10 protein-coding genes and 1 pseudogene are annotated in these 20,088 nt (G+C 62.3%); 7 read left to right on the top strand and 4 right to left on the bottom strand.

Annotated elements, in window-relative coordinates:
- Nucleotide 1: 1 nt before the first annotated feature.
- Together AC1DIG_RS15295 and AC1DIG_RS15290 are read right to left on the bottom strand one after the other, a co-directional pair.
- Nucleotides 2–706 (bottom strand): annotated as a pseudogene (locus AC1DIG_RS15295) (DUF3142 domain-containing protein); the annotation flags it as partial.
- A 15-nt stretch (nucleotides 707–721) separates the two neighbouring features.
- Nucleotides 722–2,890 (bottom strand): PA5441 family protein, encoded by a 2,169-nt coding sequence (locus AC1DIG_RS15290; protein WP_477767965.1) that lies wholly within the window; start codon nucleotides 2,888–2,890, stop codon nucleotides 722–724.
- Between the two features lie 163 nt (nucleotides 2,891–3,053).
- On the opposite strand from AC1DIG_RS15290, the gene AC1DIG_RS15285 reads away from it, so the two are divergent.
- The 4 genes from AC1DIG_RS15285 to AC1DIG_RS15270 are packed head-to-tail and all read left to right on the top strand — an operon-like array spanning nucleotide 3,054 to nucleotide 7,781.
- Complete coding sequence (locus tag AC1DIG_RS15285) at nucleotides 3,054–3,836, top strand: efflux RND transporter periplasmic adaptor subunit (RefSeq protein ID WP_477767964.1); 783 nt, start codon at nucleotides 3,054–3,056, stop codon at nucleotides 3,834–3,836.
- Entirely contained in the window at nucleotides 3,833–5,152 is a 1,320-nt protein-coding gene (locus tag AC1DIG_RS15280) for an efflux RND transporter periplasmic adaptor subunit (protein WP_477767963.1), read from the top strand. The genes AC1DIG_RS15285 and AC1DIG_RS15280 overlap by 4 nt, the downstream gene beginning before the upstream one ends.
- Nucleotides 5,153–7,249 (top strand): efflux RND transporter periplasmic adaptor subunit, encoded by a 2,097-nt coding sequence (locus AC1DIG_RS15275; RefSeq protein ID WP_477767962.1) that lies wholly within the window; start codon nucleotides 5,153–5,155, stop codon nucleotides 7,247–7,249.
- 16 nt (nucleotides 7,250–7,265) lie between these two features.
- The gene (locus AC1DIG_RS15270; protein ID WP_477767961.1) at nucleotides 7,266–7,781 is read left to right on the top strand and encodes a GNAT family N-acetyltransferase; all 516 of its coding nucleotides are present in this window, start codon (nucleotides 7,266–7,268) and stop codon (nucleotides 7,779–7,781) included.
- On the opposite strand, the gene AC1DIG_RS15265 is transcribed toward AC1DIG_RS15270, so the two are convergent.
- Both AC1DIG_RS15265 and AC1DIG_RS15260 read right to left on the bottom strand, forming a co-directional pair.
- Nucleotides 7,774–8,085 (bottom strand): DUF6916 family protein, encoded by a 312-nt coding sequence (locus AC1DIG_RS15265; protein WP_477767960.1) that lies wholly within the window; start codon nucleotides 8,083–8,085, stop codon nucleotides 7,774–7,776. The two genes, AC1DIG_RS15270 and AC1DIG_RS15265, sit on opposite strands and share 8 nt — an antisense overlap.
- A gap of 52 nt (nucleotides 8,086–8,137) precedes the next feature.
- Nucleotides 8,138–8,758, bottom strand: coding sequence for a phage tail protein (locus tag AC1DIG_RS15260; RefSeq protein WP_477767959.1), 621 nt, complete (start codon nucleotides 8,756–8,758; stop codon nucleotides 8,138–8,140).
- A gap of 172 nt (nucleotides 8,759–8,930) precedes the next feature.
- Here AC1DIG_RS15260 and AC1DIG_RS15255 point away from each other — a divergent pair, with 172 nt between their 5' ends.
- The 3 genes from AC1DIG_RS15255 (at nucleotide 8,931) to AC1DIG_RS15245 (ending at nucleotide 20,067) form a co-directional block, all read left to right on the top strand.
- On the top strand, nucleotides 8,931–10,523 hold the full coding sequence (locus tag AC1DIG_RS15255; protein WP_477767958.1) for a glycosyltransferase family 39 protein: 1,593 nt from the start codon (nucleotides 8,931–8,933) through the stop codon (nucleotides 10,521–10,523).
- Nucleotides 10,524–10,960: 437 nt separating this feature from the next.
- Nucleotides 10,961–11,806 carry a sulfotransferase family protein gene (locus tag AC1DIG_RS15250; RefSeq protein ID WP_477767957.1) on the top strand — a complete coding sequence of 282 codons (846 nt, stop codon included), beginning with the start codon at nucleotides 10,961–10,963 and terminating at the stop codon, nucleotides 11,804–11,806.
- Nucleotides 11,807–11,859: 53 nt separating this feature from the next.
- On the top strand, nucleotides 11,860–20,067 hold the full coding sequence (locus AC1DIG_RS15245) for an Ig-like domain-containing protein (RefSeq protein WP_477767956.1): 8,208 nt from the start codon (nucleotides 11,860–11,862) through the stop codon (nucleotides 20,065–20,067).
- Nucleotides 20,068–20,088 lie beyond the last annotated feature (21 nt).

The raw sequence follows: 20,088 nt of genomic DNA, 5'->3' as shown, positions 1-20,088 counted from the left end.
GCTACCGATTCTGCAAAAACACCACATACCCACGAAACCACTCACTGTCCTTCAAATACCCCGGTTCCTCCCATTCGCCGCCCTGAATCAGTCCGACCTTGAACGGCAAGCCGAGTCTGTTCAGCCTCGGCAGGTAGGCGGCGTAGTTGGGGATGCTGTGGCGGCCCTGGTAGGTTTGCACCACCACTTCGTCGACCACGCCTTTGAGTTGGCCGATCACCTGCGGATCGGCGTGGCTGCTCCAGTCCATCAGGCCGGTGATGCTCAGGCGATACTGGGCGGGCAGGCGTTGGCGCAGGTCTTTGAGGAAGCTGACGTATTCGTCGAGATAGCGGGTGCGGGCGTCGAAGTCGATCTGGATGCCGACCACCGGGTTACCCGCTTGCTGCCAGCGCTGCACCTGTCCCAGCAATTGCTGATAGACCGGCTCCGGCCAGTGCAGGGTGTGGGCGCGGTAGGTGACCCAGACTTCGCCCTGGGTCAGGCGCGGGATGGCGATGCCTTGGGCGATGAAGCGCACGCCGCGCTGTGGCGTGCGGCGTGATTCGCTGATCTGCCCTTGCAGGACGTACAGGGTTTTGGCCTGGGCCAGCACTGGTTGCGTGTTGACCCCGCTCCACAGCCAAAAAGCGTCGTACTCGCGGGCGTCGACGGCCGCAAAGGCCGGGGCGCTGACCAGCAGTGCGAGCAGCGCCAGGCCTTTGAGGAAATCCCTCATGGCTTACCAGTAGTACTGCAGCGACTTGCCCCACTGGGTGTCGGCAAAACCGCTTTTCAACTGGCGGAACCAGGCCTTGCGCACAGCCGGTTCGACATCCTTGCCGCCACAGCTGTTATTGCCCGAGGGCGCATAGCAGTTGATGGCGCGGAACAGAGCGTAAGCGCGGTCTTCCTTCGGCGCTTTGGCGTTGTCGATGACTTGGCGATAACCTTCGTGCCGAGAGTAGATCTCGCCTTTGAATGCCGACCCCGTGGCGCCGAGTTCGGATTTGTTGGGTTTGGCTTCCAGCGGTGAACTGTCGAGGTCATTGCGCAGGATGAACTCACCCAGGCAGTTCAGGCCTTTGGGGTTCTTGCCGTCCGCCTGAAGGGTCGCGGCAATCTCGGCGATGCTCGGGCAGTGGTAACCCGACTCAGCCTTGTCACCCTGCCAGCGGAACATCGTCAGCGGCTGACCGGTGCGGTAGAAATAGCCAATGCTCACACCGAGTTTGTCCGTCGACGGCTCGGCCGGCAGGTGTTTGAAGTCTTCGGCAAACTCGGCGTATTGATTGCGCAGCAACTCTTTGTAGAGCAGCACGAACAGCGCGCTGTTGCGCTCGGTGGCGTCTGCGCCCTGGCTGAATTGCTGACGCAGCAGTGGGGCGTCGGCCACTAGCCGTTGCAGGCGATAACGCACGGCAGGTGTCTTGATCGGTGAGTCGGCGGCGAACACTTTGCCCAGCCGCTGGCTGAGCTCGTAGTTGAAGGCCAGCGCCAGTTCGACCTGCTCACGCTGCAACGGCTGTTTGACCTTGCCCAGCAACTCCAGCCACAGTGCTTCGGCTTCCGACCATTTGTGCTGTTCATGCAGGGCAATGCCGCGCAGTACTTGCTGGCTGAAGGCAAGGTAATCGAGCTTGTCCGGGACGCTGCCCGGGAGGATGTTCAGTGCCTGCTCGGGACTTTTCTCGAGGTACACCAGCACCGCGGCTTGCAGGTAGTCGTAGAGCGCCGGTTGCTCGGCGAACGAGGCTTTCTGCGCTTGCAGAGCCTTGAGGTTGAAAGGCGTCTGGTAGGTGCCGATGCTCAGCAAGTCTTTGACCGCCAACAGCAGTGGCGCCTGAATACCGTTATCCGGCTGGGTCAGCAGTTTACTGTCGACCTCTTCCACCAGTTCCGGCAGGGTTTTGTTGCGCTGGGCGTCAGTGGCCTGGGTGAGTTGCCAGGCGTAGTCATCGGCGAGTTTCTGATCTTCGCCAGCCAGCCAGTGCACGCGGCGGATCAGGCCTTTGGCCGACGCGCTGTATTCGCCCTGTGGATAAGTTTTCAGATAGGTCTCGAAACCGCTTTCGGCCAATTGCAGGTTCGCGTTATCCACATGCTCGAGCGTCGGCAGGCCCATCTCGTCGAAAGCGTTTTGCTGGGCCGCGTTGAGCGCAATGCGCGCGGCCATGTACAGCGCGGTTTCCTTGAGCCAAGGCTGTTCGCTGGTGTTCAGGCTGGCGAAGGTTTGTGTGGCCTCGGCGAACTGGCCGCCATAGAACTGCGCCGCGCCGCGCAGGTACGTGAGGAAGGCTTTACCCGGTTCCGAAGTGATTGAAGCGGGCAGCAGGCTGTTCAGTTGATCGGCTTCCCAACTGCATGCGGCGAGCATCTGGAGGCGGCTTTGCGCCAGGCTTTGGCGTTCTTCGGCCGGCAGTTGAGTGGTTTTCAGCAGTTGTGTGAGGAACGCGGCGGCGCTCTCTTCACTGTTGCTGCGGCAGCGGCTGCCTTCGCCTTCGATGAACTGATTGCCGGCAATGGTCGAGGCTTCGTGGCTGATGCCGAGTTGGCGCAGTGGCTCATCGAGCACTGAAACCGGGGCCGATTCAGGGGGTGGCGTCGGTGCAGGAGCTGACGGTGAGTCGAGACGTCCGAGATCGAACGGCACCAGGCCGTAGCCGGCCTCGCGGTCAAAATCACTCAATGGCGCCGGGTTCAGCGCTAGCGCGCCCTGATCGGAGAGCAACAAGCGCAAATTGGCGCGGCTGTCGTTGCCAGGGTTGAGGAAAGCCACATTGTTGCAGCGCCCATCACCGCCGAGCGACAGTTCAGGCGTGCAGGCGTCCTGATCGTAGCTGGCGTGGGCCGGGAGTGCGCAGGTTGTGGCAAGTGCCAGAGCGAGGGGCGACAGAAGACCGATACGCATGAATTGTCCTTAATCCGCAAACGCTGAAATCGAGGCCGCGATCATACCTCGCGCTGATCTCGATTTAGCAGTGCCGAGCCGCAATTTCGGGCAGTGATGGCTAATTGCTTGACGCTTGTTGAAGCTGTCGTAGACTCCGACCATCTGTCAGGGAGACACGGCTATGCAGCGTTTTCGTGGTTTGGCGTTAGGTTTGATCGGGCTGGCAGGCGTGGCACAGGCGCAAACGCCCGTGCCAGACGATCCGCTGCTGGAAAACAGCAGCACAGGCAGTCATGCCACAACCAGCAGCGAAGCTCGCGGTGTGTTGCGCGCTCGCGATCAAGCGGTGCTTGCCAGTGAACTGCCCGGCAGAATTGTCGAGTTGCCGTTCAGTGAAGGCGAGTCCTTCAAGAAGGGTGACACCCTGGCGCGTTTCGACTGCTCGGCCTTTCAGGCGCAGCTCAACGCCGCGCAGGCCGCCAGCCGTGGTGCCGGCGAAGAGTTGGCGCACAACAAACAACTCGCTTCGCTGAACTCGGTCGGACGTTTCGAAGTGGCGCGAGCCGAAGCCAAACTCAGCGAAACCCAGGCGCAATCTCAGGTTTATCAGGTTCAGGTCAAACGCTGCAGCGTCGTTGCGCCGTTTGACGGCCAGGTCGTCGAACGCAAGGTTCAGCGTTATGAAAGCGTCGCTGCCGGTGCGCCGCTGCTGGACATCGTCGACAACCGCAGCCTGGAAATCCACCTGCTGGTGCCGTCGCGCTGGATGGGCAAACTCAAGCCCGGACAGACCTTCAGCTTCGTTCCCGATGAAACCGGCCAGCCCATCGACGCCACGGTGAAACGCCTCGGTGCGCGAATCGACGAAGGTAGTCAGACCTTGCTGCTGGTCGCAACGGTGCCCAACGCCAGCGGCTTGCTGGCCGGGATGAGCGGCACGGCGCGCTTCGCGGAGCTCAAATGAACGCGCCCGTCACGGGTGGCGCCGAGCAGGTCTTCGCGCGCTTTCTGGAGCTGGAGCGCCAGACCCGCGCCGCGCGCACTACTGAACAACTGGCTTACAGCCTGGCCAATGACGGTCAATCCTTGTTCGGTTTTCGTCACGCGGCGCTGATGATTGCCGGCAAGGTGCGGGCGATCACCGGTGTCAGTGCCGTGGAGCCGAATGCGCCGTTTGTAGCGTTCGTCGAGCAAGCGGTGGCGCAGTTGTTCAAGCTCGAGCTGGTGAAACAGGCGCGGGTTATACCGGCCTCTGCGTTAAGCGGTCCGATTCAGGCTGACTGGCAAAGCCTTTCTGCCGCACAAGTTTTTTGGCTGCCGCTGATTGATCGCCAGGGCCAGGTATTCGGCGGTGTGTGGCTGGCTCGCGATGTGCCGTGGAATCCGTCCGAGCAAGTGCTGTTGTCGCAACTGGGCGACACCTACAGTCACGCCTGGCTGGCGCTGCAACCGCGTCAACCGTGGCGCTTGCGCTGGACTCGCAAGCGTCAGGTTGCCTTGGCGGCGGTGCTGGTGCTGGGGTTGTTGATTCCGGTACGCCAGTCGGTGCTGGCGCCGGCCGAAGTCGTGCCGCTCGGCGGTCGAGTGGTGGCGGCACCGTTGGACGGGGTGATCGCCGAGTTCCTGGTCAAACCCAACCAGAATGTTAAAACTGGCGACCTGTTGCTGCGCTTCGAAGGCACCACGCTCAAAGCCCAGGCCGATGTCGCCGACCGGGCCTTGGGCGTGGCGGAAGCCGAGCTCAAGGCCAACGCCCAGCGCGCCTTTGCCGACGCCGAATCGAGTTCGAAAATTGATTTGCTGGCCGCGCGGGTCGAGCAGAAACGCGCTGAACGCGATTACGCCCGTGAACTGCTCAAACGCAGTGAAGTACGTGCCGAGCGCGACGGCATTGCAGTGTTCGCCGACGCCGAACGCTGGACCGGCAAACCGGTGCAGACCGGCGAACGACTGATGGAAATCGCCGACCCGAGCCAGGCGGAATTGCGCATCGAACTGGCGGTCGGTGATGCGATTGCACTGGAACCGGGGGCGCAGGTGGCGCTGTTTCTCGACAGTGATCCGTTGCAACGGCATTCGGCCAGGCTCGAACGCTCGGCCTATGAAGCGCAACCGACGGCCGGCGGCCAGTTGGCGTATCGGCTCGATGCCAGTTTCGAGGCCGCGCCGCCGCGTATCGGCTTGCGCGGTACGGCGAAAATCTTCGGCGATCGCGCGCCGCTGGCGCTGTACCTGTTGCGCAAGCCGCTGGCCGGCTTGCGCCAAAGCGTAGGTCTCTAGATGACATTACCCAGCCTACGCGCCGATTTACAGTTGCAGATGGCCGCCCCGGCGCTGGACGGGTCGCCGCGCTGGACCTTGGCCGACCCGCTGCGCGGGCGCTACTTCAAGCTCGGTGCCGCGGCCATGCGCTTGCTGCGTCATTGGTCGTTGGGCGATCCCGAGCAAGTGCTGCGCGCCGCCAATCGCGAACCGGGTTTACCGCTGGACGTCACGGAGCTTGAGCAGTTGCTGAGTTTTCTGCGCGCCCACGACCTGATTTCCGCCCTCGACCCGCAACAGCGCGACAGTTATGGCCTCAAGGCCGCGGCGCAACGTCAGAGTGTGTGGCAGATCTTGCTGCACCAATACCTGTTCTTCCGGATTCCACTGTGGCGCCCTGACGCGTTCCTCAATCGCGCCTGGCCGTGGCTTGCGCGCTTTGGCCCCGGGGCGCTGCGCTATGGCTTGCCGCTGACCCTGGGCCTGGGGGTATTTCTGGTGTCGCGGGACTGGCAGCGCTTTATCGCGACCTTCCCGCACTTGTTCAGTCTCGGCGGTGCGTTGGCGTTCGGGGTGGCGTTGTTCTTCGCCAAGCTCTGTCACGAGTTTGGCCATGCCTTCATGGCCAAACGCGCTGGTTGTCGGGTGCAGAGCATGGGGGTGGCGTTCATGGTGCTGCTGCCGATGTTTTACACCGACGTCAGTGACGCCTGGCGGGTCAATGATCGGCGCGCGCGGTTGCTGATCGGCGCGGGTGGGGTGCTCGCCGAGTTGTTGCTGGCGTGTATCGCGTTGCTCGCCTGGTCGCTGTTGCCGGACGGGCCGGCGCGGACGGCGGCGTTCATGCTCGCCAGCGCCACCTGGCTCACCACGCTTGCGGTCAACCTGAACCCGTTCATGCGCTTCGATGGTTATTTTTTGCTCAGCGACTTCTGGGAAGTGGACAACCTTCAGGGCCGGGCATTTGCCTTGTGTCGTTGGCGATTGCGCGAGGTGCTGTTCGGTTATGGCGCGCCGGCACCGGAGCCTTGGTCGCCATCGATGCAGCGGCGTTTGCTGTGGTGGGGATACGGCTCGTGGCTGTGGCGCGCGGTGCTGTTTTTCGGGATTGCGCTGGCGGTGTATCACCTGTTCTTCAAATTGTTGGGGATCTTCCTGATGATGGTCGAGCTGGTGTGGTTCATCTTCTTGCCGATTGCGCGTGAATGGCGCGAATGGTGGAGCCGCCGCGAACAGGCCCATGCACCGCGGGCGTTACTCAGCGGTTTGGGATTGTTGGCGGTGATTGCCGTGCTGGTGCTGCCGTGGCGCAGCGCGGTGGAATTGCCGAGCATGCTGGAAGCTGGCCGGGTCAGTGCCTTGCATGCGCCGGTGGCGGCACGGGTCAAGCAGTTGAATGTTCGCGACGGGCAGATCGTCGCCCAGGGCGATGTGTTGATTGAGCTGGAGTCGCCGGACCTGGATTCGCGTCAGGCCATCGCGCGCCGGGAAATCGAGATCCAGCAATTGCAGATGCGCCGTCAGGCCGGACGTAGCGAAACCGCCGCCGATGCCGGCATCGTCGAACAGCGGCTGGCAGAGGCGGTGGCCGAGTATCGCGGTTTGGCGGCGCAGCGCGAACGCCTGCTGCTGCGGGCGCCCCAGGCCGGTCAGGTGCGCGATCTGCTGCCGCAATTGGCCGTTGGCCGCTGGTTGTCGCCCAAGGAGACGCTGGCCCGGGTTGTCGAAGAGGGCGCGCGACTGCGCGGTTATCTGGTCGAAGCCGAGCTGTGGCGGGTTGCACCCGGTGCGACGGGACGGTTTATTGCCGAGGACCCGATGCACCCGGCGGTGACGGTCGAGTTGACTGAAATCGATACCAACGGCGCGGCGGTTGTCGATCAGGAAGCGCTGACCTCCGACCACCACGGGCCGATCGCCGTGCGCCGCGATCAGAGCCAGCGCGCCGAGCCTGTGCAAGCGCAATACGCGGTGCGGCTCAAGGTGCTCGACGGCATTGTCACTCCGGTGCAGCCATTGCGCGGCGTGGTGGTGTTACAGGGTCGCAGTGAATCATTGCTGGGCACCGCCTGGCGCCGATTGGCGGCGTTGGGCGTGAGGGAGAGTGGTTTTTAGCGCAAGGAGAATCACGATGCTGAACAACAATGCCAATGCCGCAGACGGTTTGGTGGTGCGCCCGTCGCGGGCGACCGACGGGCCGTTTCTGGAAAGCCTCTATCACGCGGCGCGCCCCGATCTGCAATGGATCGATGGCGAACGCGAGCTGGTCGAGGAGGTCATCGCCCAGCAGTTTCGGGTGCAGGAGCAGGGGACCGGGGAGCGTTTCCCCAACGCGATGCACTATGTGGTCGAGAAGCTCGACACTCCGATTGGCGCATTGACTACCGAGTTTGGCAGCAACGAAATCCGCGTTCTGTACCTGGCATTCATTCCAGCGGCCCGTGGCAAGGGCTATGGCCGCACGGTGTTGCAAGGTGTGCAAAAAGCCGCCGAACAGGTCCGCTGCCCGGTGAGCACGGTGGTCTGGGCCAGCAACCCCCATGCGCGCCAGCATTACCTGGCGTTGGGCTTTCAGGTAGAAGAACAAAATCCGGCGGCCGAGCGGCTGGTCTGGTATCCCGGCCAGCCGCAGATTCTGGTCAGTTGAAGGTAATGTAGAAATACGCCCGGCTTGCGTCGCGCCCCAGGGCCAGGGTGCGCGATACGAATATGCCTTCGATACGACCCAGCTCAGGCAAGTCGATGGCACAGAGTCCATCGACGAACGAGGTGGGCTGCCCACTGCTCAAGGTCACGCCAAAAGGCATTCGGCTGCCCTCTGACAAGCGTGCCCTTGGTACGTCCTCTACCGATTCGACGATCACCGGCAGTTCGCTGCCGTCCTCCAGATACAACGTGCTGGGTTTTTCCACCAGCTGTCGAAAATGATCGCTGTTGATCTGTTGCTGCATGGCCTGGCTCCAGAAAAGTAAAGAGCCGGGGCCTTGGGCCCCGGCAGCACATTCAGTTGCGAGACGGGAAAAGACCGTTGAGGCACATGCTGAAATTCAGCACCAGGAACGGGTTCATCGTGTCCATGGGCACGCCACCGCCGATGGGCGCCACGGAGACGGCGACGTTGACTGAGCCGCCAACGCTGGTGCTGACACCTTGCAGTGGCACGGGCGCAGTGCCCTGTGCGGTGGAGTAAATATTGGCCGTGCCCGGGCCGCCGCTGGAGGCACCGATAAAGGCATTGGTTGTTGAGGGCACGCTCGCGGGGGTGGCAGCGACACTGGCCAGGTTGACGGTCGTGGTGGCGGTCAGGTTCGGGGTGCCGACGGCGGTCGCCGTGGGTGTGTGGATGGGCAGGTTGCTCACCGTGGCGGCGGTTTTTTCGGCGCCGGAGGCGGTGCCGATCACCCGTGGGGTGAGGTTCAGGCCCAAGCCCTGACACAGGGGCAGGCGCCCGCGCAGGTCCGGCAGCATGAAATTTGTCGTGCCGTTGCCGCCGTAATTGGTGCCGAGCAAGGCGAACAGCGCCTGGAACTGGCCGACTTGCATGGTCTGCCCGTTACACAGCGCCCAGCCGCTGGGTGGATAGTTGAAAGCAAAGGTCTGGATGGTTCCGGTAAACACTTCCATGGTTGTTATCCCTGTGTTTTTTGGAGGAGGCCGGCGTGTCCGCCGACCACCGATCAGCGTAGCCGCTAAGACGAATGCCGCTACATTGCGTGCGTGCAGGGAATGGGGCAGCATCCACACCCAAATCAAGGTCCAAGCCTTATAGGACCTTTTCGATCACCCAGGGGGACAGATGGAATACCGAAGAGAAACAGAGCTTGCCGGCAAGCCTGATGCGTGTGCTGCGCGCACTCGGCTGACGGCCTCGGCGCGTCTGTTTCAATGGCTGACCGATTACGGGATCTGGCCAATTTTGCTGTTGGCGGCGTTCGTGCGGTTTTACGACCTGACAGCGGCCGCGATTTGGGGCGATGAAGGCTCCAGCCTGCTGATGAGCCAGTACGACCTGGCCGGGATCTGGTTTCACGCGGCCCGTGATGTGCATCCACCGCTCTACTTCATGGTGCTGCACGGCTGGATCGAATTGTTTGGCGACAGCATGCTCTCGATCCGCGGCCTCAGTGCCCTGCCGGGGATCGCCACGGTCGCAATGGGTGTCTGGTTGGTACGGTTGATCGCCAACCCGCGGGTGGCGTTGCTGGCCGGGTTGTTGCTGGCGCTATTCCCCTCGGCGGTGCGTTACAGCCAGGAAGTGCGGATGTATTCGCTGCTGGGCGTGTTGCTGCTCGGCGCAACGATTGCACTGGTGTATTGGATCAAGCAGCCCCAGCGCGCACGGTATCTGGTGATCTATGCGCTGTTGATGGCGGCGGCGTTTTACACCCACTACTTCACGGCCCTGTGCGTGATTGCCCATTGGTTGTACCTGCTGGTACTGCGGGTGCAGCCAGGTGAGCGGTTGCGGCACATCAACCGCCCGGGCTGGTGGCTGACGAATGCGGCGATCGTGCTGCTGTTTCTGCCGTGGGTCCCGCAGTTGCTGAGCCTGGTTCAGCACATGCCGGAACTCAAGGCCAGCGGCGATGTGGGCTGGGAAGATCCGGTCACTCTCAGCTCCCTGCCGTCCATGGTCTGGACCTTCATGATCCAGAGCGATGATGACTTCCTGCCCAGGTCGGTGTTTTTCGCACTGCCGGTGCTGTTGCTGGCTGTGATCGTGTTGACGGTGCTGCGTGATCGTAGCGTCTACCGCTGGAGTGCCTTGCTGGCGATTTATGCGGTGGTGCCGCTGGTGCTGGTTTTCCTGGTGTCGTTCATTTCGCCGGTGTTTATCGAACGCTACGTGACAGCCTTCGCGCTGGGGTTGCCATTGATCATGGCCCTGAGCGTCGATGGCCTGAAAAAAGGGGCTCGGATGCTGGCCCTGGCATTTCTCATGCTGTTTATCGGTATTGAAGGGGTGGGCCTGAAAAACAACGCGACGGCCGATCCAAATGACCAGCTCAATCTGACGGTGGAGTTCATCAATCAGCATTACGAGCAGGGTGATCAGGTCGTCATCAGTGATCTGCTCTGGTACATGCCGTACGTCTACTACGATCGCACCGTCGTCCAGCCACGGCTCTTTACTCCGCCCTTGGCCAACGGCACGTCCAGCCGCCCGAATGCCTACGGTTTCGGTACGCTGGTAGAGGAAGCCGCCGACAAGATTTACCTCGATCGGCTCACCGACCTGCCGCCCGAAACGCACCGTGTGTGGTTGTTCAGCACCGCTGACCAACCTGATGAATTCGCACCATTGCCCGCCGATTGGCAGAAGATCAGCGAAAAAGTCGCCGGAAATGCGCGGGCGCGGTTGTTTGTCATCAACAGCCCTAAAAAATAACGGGTTAGAGCACGCTTATAGCTGAAGACCATACTCGATCGGCTAGATCAGGTATTTGTTGTCCAGCGCCAGGTTGCGATGCTTGCGCCCACGTCCGTAGCAGCTGCCGAGCCTGCGAGGCTGCGTTCGAGGACGAAGTCCTCGCAAATCCTGCATATGTGGTTTGCTGGAAGGAACGCATTGCCTGATTCACGACCGCTTCGCGGCCGAACGCAGCCTCGCAGGCTCGACAGCTGCTACGGGCGTGGTGATACCCACGGTCATCGCCGGTAAGGCGGCATTTGCAAGGCAGTTACCAGCTTAAACGTTTCACTCTGTCCGCTTTCGTTACAACCACACCTTCCACAAGGTTTTAGTTCCAATTTGATATCAAAACACCACTAGTCGGATCCAAAATCGTAGGCTACGCTTTGTCCTACAAAGGACTGACGACTACGGTGAAGGGATTGCAAAAGTTCCACTTTATCTCCGGTTTGCCCCGCTCAGGCTCGACCCTGCTTTCTGCGATTCTGTTGCAGAACCCGCGTTTTCATGCCGGCATGACCAGCCCCGTCGGATCGCTGTTCACCAGCGTTCTGGAGCAATGCAGTGCCGGCAGCGAATTTGGCGCGGTGATCGATACCCCGCTCCGCCGTCGTCTATTGCGCGGTCTGTTCGACTCCTTCTATGCCGATCAGGCAGATACACCCGTTATCTTCGATACCAATCGCCAATGGTGCTCGCGTCAGCCTGCGCTACGGGAGCTGTTTCCCGAGGCCAAAACCATTGCCTGTGTGCGCAATGTCGCCTGGGTGATGGACAGCCTCGAGCGTCTGTACCGCGCCAATCCGTTCGAGAACACCAAGCTGTTCAATGACGAAATCGAGCGCAATACCGTTTACAGCCGTTGCGAAACCCTGGCGCAGCGCAATCGTCTGGTGGGGTTTGCCTGGACGGCGTTGAAAGAGGCTTATTACGGCGAAAACGCCGACTCGCTGCTGATCGTCGATTACGACCTGCTGAGCCAGGCCCCTGACCGGGTCATGCGGTTGATCTACGACTTCATCGGTGAACCCTGGTTCGAGCACGATTTCAACAACCTCGCCTATGACGCGCCGGAATTCGATCAGGCGCTCGGGGTATCGGGGCTGCACAAGGTCAAGCGCACCGTCGCACTGGAGCCTCGGCGCACGATCCTGCCGCCGGACCTGTTCGAAAAATACGCAGAATTGTCCTTTTGGCACGATGGCTCAGCCAGTGCTGCCAATGTTATTCGCATGAAAGCCGACGCCGCGATCAGTTGATCACGGCGTTTTTTATTTGCGCGGTAATAAAAGTTCGAGTCCGGGTGAGCAGCATGTGGTGGAGCAAAGGCAAGTCGCAGGTCACGGAGGGCGTACGCGTCCTGGCATCGCCAATGATCATGTCCCTGGAACCGCGAATGCTGTTCGACGGCGCAGTGGCGGCCACGGTTGCCGATACCGCCGCCCAAGCTGACAGCCACGCCACGGCGGACGCTGCCAAGGCACCGGTTGCCGACCACCCGGTGGCCAGCAAGGACACCCACGGCCAGGCCGACAACACGTCAGCGGCCACGCCCGCGCCCGCTGCAACGCCCACCGCCGTGCCCGGTCAGAGCGTGGTGTTCGTCGATTCGCGCATCAAGGACGCCGATAGCCTGCTCAAAGGCGTGGCGCCCGGCACCCAGGTGGTCCAGCTCGACGCAACCAAGGACGGCTTGCAACAGATCGCCGATTATCTGGATACCCACCACGGCGTGAGTACCGTGGAAATCATCGCCCACGGCAATAGCGGCGACTTGTGGCTGGGCGACACTTACCTGTCGGCCGATAACGTGGCGGCTCGCAGCGCGGTGCTGGCGCGCATCGGCAATGACATGAACGTCGGCGGCGACATTCTGATCTACGCCTGCAACACCGCCGCAGGTGACAAGGGCATCAGCTTTGTCGACTCGCTGGCGCAACTTACCGGGCGCGATATCGCCGCGTCGAACAACCGTACCGGCGTGAGCGGTGACTGGGATCTGGAAATCGCCACCGGAACCATCGAGAGCCATAACGTGCTGTCGGCCCAGTCCATGGCTGCGTATCAGTACAGCCTGGCGACCCTGACGGTCACCAACAACGGTGACAGTGGGGTCGGCTCATTGCGTCAGGCGCTGAGCGATGCCACGGGGGGTGACACGGTGACGTTCAGCACCACCATGACGGTCAATCTGAATTCGCAACTGACCATCACCAAGAACGTCACGCTGGAAGGTGACCTGAACCACGACGGCATTGCCGATGTGACCCTCAACGGTCAGTACAAGACCCGGGTGGTTCAGGTCGCTTCCGGGGTCACTGCGACCTTCGACGGGCTGATCATCAAGCAAGGCCTGGTGACCGGCAATGGTGCTGCCGCCGGTACGGACGGCACGGCGTCCATGGGCGGCGGTATTTTCAACTCCGGCAACCTGACTCTCAAGAATGTCACCGTGACCAGCAACGCCGCTTCGGGCGGCGGTGGCGGTGGCGGGGTTACCTCACCTTACGTCGGTGGCGCGGTCGGTGGCGGTGGCGGCGGTGGCGGTGCATTGGGCGGGCAATCCGGCGGTCATGGTGGCACCTCCGGTTTCGGCACGGGTGTGTACGGCGGTACGAGCGGTAGTGCCAACACGGGCGGTAACGGTGGCGGCTACAACCCCAACTACATGGGCGGTCGCGGCGGCAGCAGCAGCGGTGGCGCGGGCGGCGTGGGAGCTGCCAACTACAGCAGCGGTGGTGCGGGCGGTACGGCGAACAACGGCACGATTTCCATCGGCGGTGGCGGTGGCGGCTCCGGTTGGGACAAGCCCGGCAGGGCCGGGGCTTCGGCTGCCGGTGGTATTTACAACGCCAGTAGCGGCACCCTGACGGTCATCGGCACCTCGGTGATTTCCGGCAACATCGCCGCCGGTGGTGGCGGTGGTGGCGGTGGTGGCCTGGGCGGTTCCGCCGACTCCGGTGGTGCGGCCGGTAAAGGCGTCGGTGCGATCTGGAACAAAGGTACGGTATTGATGACCGCCGCCAACTTCGCGGCGCTGTCCGGTAACGTCGGTGGCAGTGGCTCCGGCGGTCCGGCGCTGGGCGGCGGTAGTACCGGTGCCAGCGTGGCGGCCGTGAACAATATCTTCAACGACGGCGGCACCGTGAACACCGCCTATGCACCGGCACCGAGCGCTACCATCGTGGTGGCGAACAGCGCCCTGCACATCGGCCAGACTTCGCTGGTGACCATTACCTTCACTGAGGCGGTGACCGGTTTCACCAACGCCGACCTGACGATTGCCAACGGCACGCTGAGCGCGGTGAGCAGCAGCGATGGCGGGGTGACCTGGACGGCGACTCTCACCCCGACCAACGCCATTACTGACACCACTAACCTGATCACCCTGGATAACACCGGGGTCCAGAGTGTGTCGCTGGGCACAGCCGGGGTTGGCACCAGCACGTCCAACAATTACACCATCGACACCGTACGGCCGACGGCGACCATTGCGTTCACCGACACCGCACTGAAAATCGGCGACACCTCACTGGTCACCTTCACGTTCTCTGAAGCTGTGAGCGGTTTCACCAACGCCGACCTGACGATTGCCAACGGCACGCTGACGGCAGTCAGCAGCAGTGATGGCGGCATCACCTGGACCGGGACTTTCACCCCGACCGCGAGCATCACCGACACCACTAACCTGATCACGCTCGACAACACAGGGATCGCCGATCTGGCCGGTAATACGGGCAGCGGCACCACCGATTCGAACAACTATGCCATCGACACCGTGCGCCCGACCGCGACCATCGTGGTCGCCGACAGCACCCTCACGGCCGGTGAAACGTCGTTGGTGACCATCACCTTCAGCGAGGCGGTGACCGGCTTCACCAACGCCGACCTGAGCATCGCCAATGGCACCTTGAGCGCGGTGAGCAGCAGTGACGGCGGGATCACCTGGACCGCAACGTTCACCCCGACTGACGGAGTGTCGGATGCCACCAACCTGATCACCCTGACCAACTCGGGTGTCAGTGACCTGGCGGGCAACGCCGGCAGCGGCACCACCGATTCGGGCAATTACGTGATCAACACCGCGCACCCGACGGCGACCATCGTGGTCGCCGACAATGCCTTGAAAATCGGTGAAACGTCGCTGGTGACCATCACCTTTACCGAGGCGGTGACCGGTTTCACCAACGCCGACCTGACGATTGCCAACGGCACCCTGACCGCCGTGAGCAGCAGCGATGGCGGTGTGACCTGGACGGCGACTTTTACCCCGACCAACGCCATTACCGACGCGACGAACCTGATTACCCTGGACAACACCGGTGTGCAAAACACGGTGGGCAATATTGGCCTGGGTACGTCCAGTTCCAATAACTATGCGATCGACACTGTTCGGCCGACGGCGACTATCGTGGTCGCGGACAACGCCCTGAAAATTGGTGATACCTCGCTGGTGACCATCACCTTCAGCGAGGCGGTGACCGGCTTCACCAACGCCGATTTGACGATTGCCAACGGCACCTTGACCGCGGTCAGCAGCAGTGATGGCGGGATCACCTGGACGGCGACCTTTACGCCGAGCGCCAGCACCACCGACGCCACTAACCTGATTACCCTGGACAACACCGGGATCGCCGATCTGGCCGGCAACGCCGGCAGCGGGACCACCGACTCCAACAACTACGCCATCGACACTGTGCGGCCAACGGCTACCATTGTGGTCGCTGACAACGCCTTGAAAATCGGTGAAACCTCGTTGGTGACCATCACCTTCTCCGAGGCGGTGACCGGTTTCACCAATGCCGACCTGACGGTCGCCGACGGCACATTGAGCGCGGTCAGCAGCAGCGACGGTGGCATCACCTGGACCGCAACCCTGACCCCGACTTCGTCGATTTCCAACACCGGTGACGTGATTACCCTGGCCAACGCCGGCGTGGCTGACCTGGCGGGCAATGCCGGTAGTGGCACGACCAGCTCGAATACCTATAGCGTCGACACCGAGCGTCCGACCGCGACCATCATCGTTGCCACGACCACCTTGGGCATCGGCCAGACCGCCCCCGTGACGATTACCTTCAGCGAAGCGGTGACCGGTTTCACCAACGCCGACCTGACCGTTACCAACGGCACCCTGAGCGCGGTCAGCAGCAGCGATGGCGGCATCACCTGGACGGCGACCTTTACCCCGACCAGCGCCATTACCGACGCGACCAACCTGATCACCCTGGACAACACCGGCGTACAGGACCTGGCGGGCAACGCCGGCAGCGGCACCACCGACTCCAACAACTATGCCATCGACACCCAGCGCCCGACCGCGACCATCGTAGTCGCGGACACGACTTTAGCCATCGGCCAAACCTCGCTGGTGACCATCACCTTCAGCGAGGCCGTGACCGGTTTCACCAACGCCGACCTGACGATTGCCAATGGCACACTGACCGCCGTCAGCAGCAGCGATGGCGGGATCACCTGGACCGCGACCTTTACCCCTAGCGCCAGCACCGCCGACGCGACCAACCTGATCACCCTGGACAACACCGGGATCGCCGATCTGACCGGCAACGCCGGTAGCGGGACCACCGACTCGAACAACTTTGCCATCGACACCCAGCGCCCGACCGCCACCATTGTGCTGGCCGACTCGACGCTGGCCGCCGGTGAAACCTCGCTGGTGACCATCACCTTCAGCGAGGCGGTGACCGGTTTCACCAACGCCGACCTGACGATTCCCAACGGCACGCTGACCGCGGTCAGCAGCAGTGACGGCGGCATCACCTGGACCGCCACGTTCACCCCGACTGCGGGCATCCACGACACGACCAACCTGATCAGCCTGGCCAACGCCGGCGTGGCTGACCTGGCCGGCAACGCGGGCAGCGGCACCACCAGCTCCGCCAACTTCACCATCGATACCGTGCGGCCGACGGCGACCATCATCGTTGCCGACAACGCACTGAAGATCGGCGACACCTCACTGGTGACCATTACCTTCAGCGAGGCCGTGACCGGCTTTACCAACGCCGACCTGACGATTGCCAACGGCACGCTGACGGCGGTCAGCAGCAGCGATGGCGGTGTGACCTGGACAGCGACCTTCACCCCGACCAGCGCCATTACCGATGCCACCAACCTGATCACCCTGGACAACACCGGCGTGCAGAACGGTTCCGGCAACGTCGGCGCGGGCACCACCGACTCGAACAACTTCGCCATCGACACCCAGCGTCCGACGGCAACCATCGTGGTGACGGACACTGCGCTGGGGATCGGCCAAACCTCGCTGGTGACCATCACTTTCAGCGAGGCGGTGACCGGTTTCACCAACGCCGATCTGACGATCGACAACGGTACGCTGAGCGCGGTGAGCAGCAGCGATGGCGGCATCACCTGGACCGCCACACTGACGCCGGTGAACGGCGTCACCCACAGCGGCAACGTGATCACCTTGGACAACACCGGGATTGCCGACCTGGCCGGTAATGCCGGTGCCGCGACCACCGATTCCAATACTTACGCTATCGATAGTCAGCGCCCGACCGCCAGCATCGTGTTTGCCGACCCGACGCTGGCCGCCGGTGAAACCTCTTTGGTGACCTTCACCTTCAGCGAGGCGGTGACCGGCTTCACCAACGCCGACCTGACGATCCCCAACGGCACGCTGACCGCGGTCAGCAGCAGCGATGGCGGCATCACCTGGACGGCCACCTTCACCCCGACTGCCGGCATAAAAGACACCACCAACCTGATCACCCTGGCCAACACCGGCGTGGCCGACCTGGCCGGCAACGCGGGCAGCGGCACCACCGATTCCGCCAACTTCACCATCGACACCGTGCGTCCAACGGCGACGATCGTGGTGGCGGACAATGCCTTGAAAATCGGTGACACCTCGCTGGTGACCATCACCTTCAGCGAGGCGGTGACCGGCTTCACCAACGCCGACCTGACGATTGCCAACGGCACGCTGAGCGCGGTGAGCAGCAGCGATGGCGGCATCACCTGGACGGCGACCTTTACCCCGACCAGCGCCATTACCGACGCGACCAACCTGATCACTCTGGACAATACCGGCGTGCAGAACGGCTCCGGTAACATCGGCAGCGGCACCACCGACTCGAACAACTACGCGATCGACACCCAGCGCCCGACCGCGACTATCGTGGTCGCCGACAACGCCTTGAAAATCGGTGACACCTCGCTGGTGACCATCACCTTCAGCGAGGCGGTGACCGGTTTCACCAACGCCGACCTGACGATCGCCAACGGCACCCTCAGCGCCGTGAGCAGCAGTGACGGTGGGATCACCTGGACGGCGACCTTTACGCCGAGCGCCAGCATCACCGACGCGACGAACCTGATCACTCTGGACAACACCGGCGTGGCCGACCTGTCTGGCAACGCCGGGAGCGGAAGCACCGACTCGAACAACTTCACCATCGACACCCAGCGGCCGACCGCGACCATCGTCATCGCCGATCCGACCCTGGTCGTGGGCGAGACTTCGCTGGTGACCATTACCTTCTCCGAAGCGGTGACGGGGTTCGACAACAGCGACCTGAGCGTGCCCAACGGCACCCTGACCAACGTCAGCAGCAGCGACGGCGGCATCACCTGGACCGCTACGTTCACCCCGACCGATGGCATAAAAGACACCACCAACCTGATCACCCTGGCCAACACCGGCGTGGCTGACCTGGCCGGCAACGCGGGCAGCGGCACCACCGACTCGGGCAACTTCACCATCGACACCCAGCGTCCGACTGCAACCATCGTCGTCGCCGACAACGCCTTGAAAATCGGTGAGACCTCGCTGGTGACCATCACCTTCAGCGAGGCGGTGAGCGGTTTCACCAACGCCGACCTGACCATTGCCAACGGTACATTGAGCGCGGTCAGTTCAAGCGATGGTGGCATTACCTGGACAGCGACCTTCACCCCGACCAATGCGATCACCGACACCACCAACCTGATCACCCTGGACAACACGGGGGTGCAGAACGCCTCTGGCAACGTTGGTGTGGGCACCACGGACTCGAACAACTACGCCATCGACACGCAACGTCCAACGGCAAGCATTGTGGTGGCCAACCCGCTACTGGGCATTGGCCAGACCTCGCAGGTGACTATCACCTTCAGTGAGGCGGTCAGTGGTTTCGATCTGTCCGACCTCAGCGTGGCCAATGGCACGCTGTCCAATCTGCTGAGCGGCGACGGTGGCAAGACCTGGACCGCGACCCTGACGCCGACCGCGAATATCAACGATGCCACCAACCAGATCGTGCTCGATACCGCCAATGTGCAGGACAGCGCCGGTAACGCAGGCAGTACCGTCACCCTGTCCAACAACTACGTGCTCGATGCCGATCGGCCCACCGGGACCATTGTTGTTGCCAAGCCGCTGCTGGGCATCGGCCAGACCTCGCTGGTGACCATCACCTTCAGCGAAGCGGTAAGCGGTTTTGACCTGTCCGATCTGAGCGTGACCAACGGCACGTTGTCCCACCTGGCCAGCAGTGACGGCGGCAAGACCTGGACCGCGACGTTCACGCCGACGGCGAATGTGACCGACCCCACCAACCTGATTGTGCTCGACAACAGTAATGTCAACGACGCTGCAGGCAATGCCGGGACGGGGCTGGCCATCTCCAACAACTACGCCCTGGACAGTGATCGTCCCACCGCGACCATCGTCATCGCCAACCCGAACCTGGGCGTTGGCCAGACCTCGCAGGTGACCTTCGCCTTCAGCGAGGCGGTGAAGCATTTCGATTTGTCCGACCTCAGCGTGGCCAATGGCACCCTCACCAACCTGAGCAGCAGCAATGGCGGCAAGACCTGGACCGCCACCCTGACCCCGGCGGCCAACATCAACGATGCGACCAACTTCATCGGGCTGGACACCCGCAACGTGACCGACCGCGCCGGGAACGCGGGCGCTAGTGTCGCGATCTCCAACAATTTCACCATCAACACGGTGCCGGCTGTCGTGGTCTCGGTCAGCGACCCGGCACTGCCGCAAAGTACTCCGAACCTGCCGTTGCAACCGATTGTCTTCGCACCGCCGACCGGAAATCTCGGCTCACCGCTGACCTTTGCGCCGCTGTTTGAACAGCGGGTATTGGGCGACGGCATTCGTCCACTGGGGGATATTTTCATCAACCGCGGGGCACTGAGCCCAAGCTATATCGCTCAGGTGTTCACTAGTAGCGACAGCGGCGGGAAGGGTTCCGCTCACGGCTTCCTGGGTTTTGGCGGGGGTGATGGCGGGGTGTTTGGCAGCAGCACGCTGTCGAGTCTGTTCAGCCATGAGTCGAGCAATAGCGACAGTTCGTTCAATGCGTTCGGCGACAAGTCGATCCAGCACAGCGGCAATACCGCTCAAGGCCTGCACGGTGTCTATGGCGCACTGACCTTGGGCGAACAACTTCAACAACTTGAAAACGTCGAGAAGCAACAGATCCAGGCGTTGGCTGCAGCGTTGCAACAGGTCGGCATCAGCGAAATGCAGGCCTGATTAAAAACCTGAAATTGTGCA

The organism is Pseudomonas sp. 05N431, assembly GCF_056397005.1.
The sequence above is the reverse complement of the archived record's forward strand: the minus strand, read 5'-3'. Positions and strand labels throughout refer to the sequence as shown.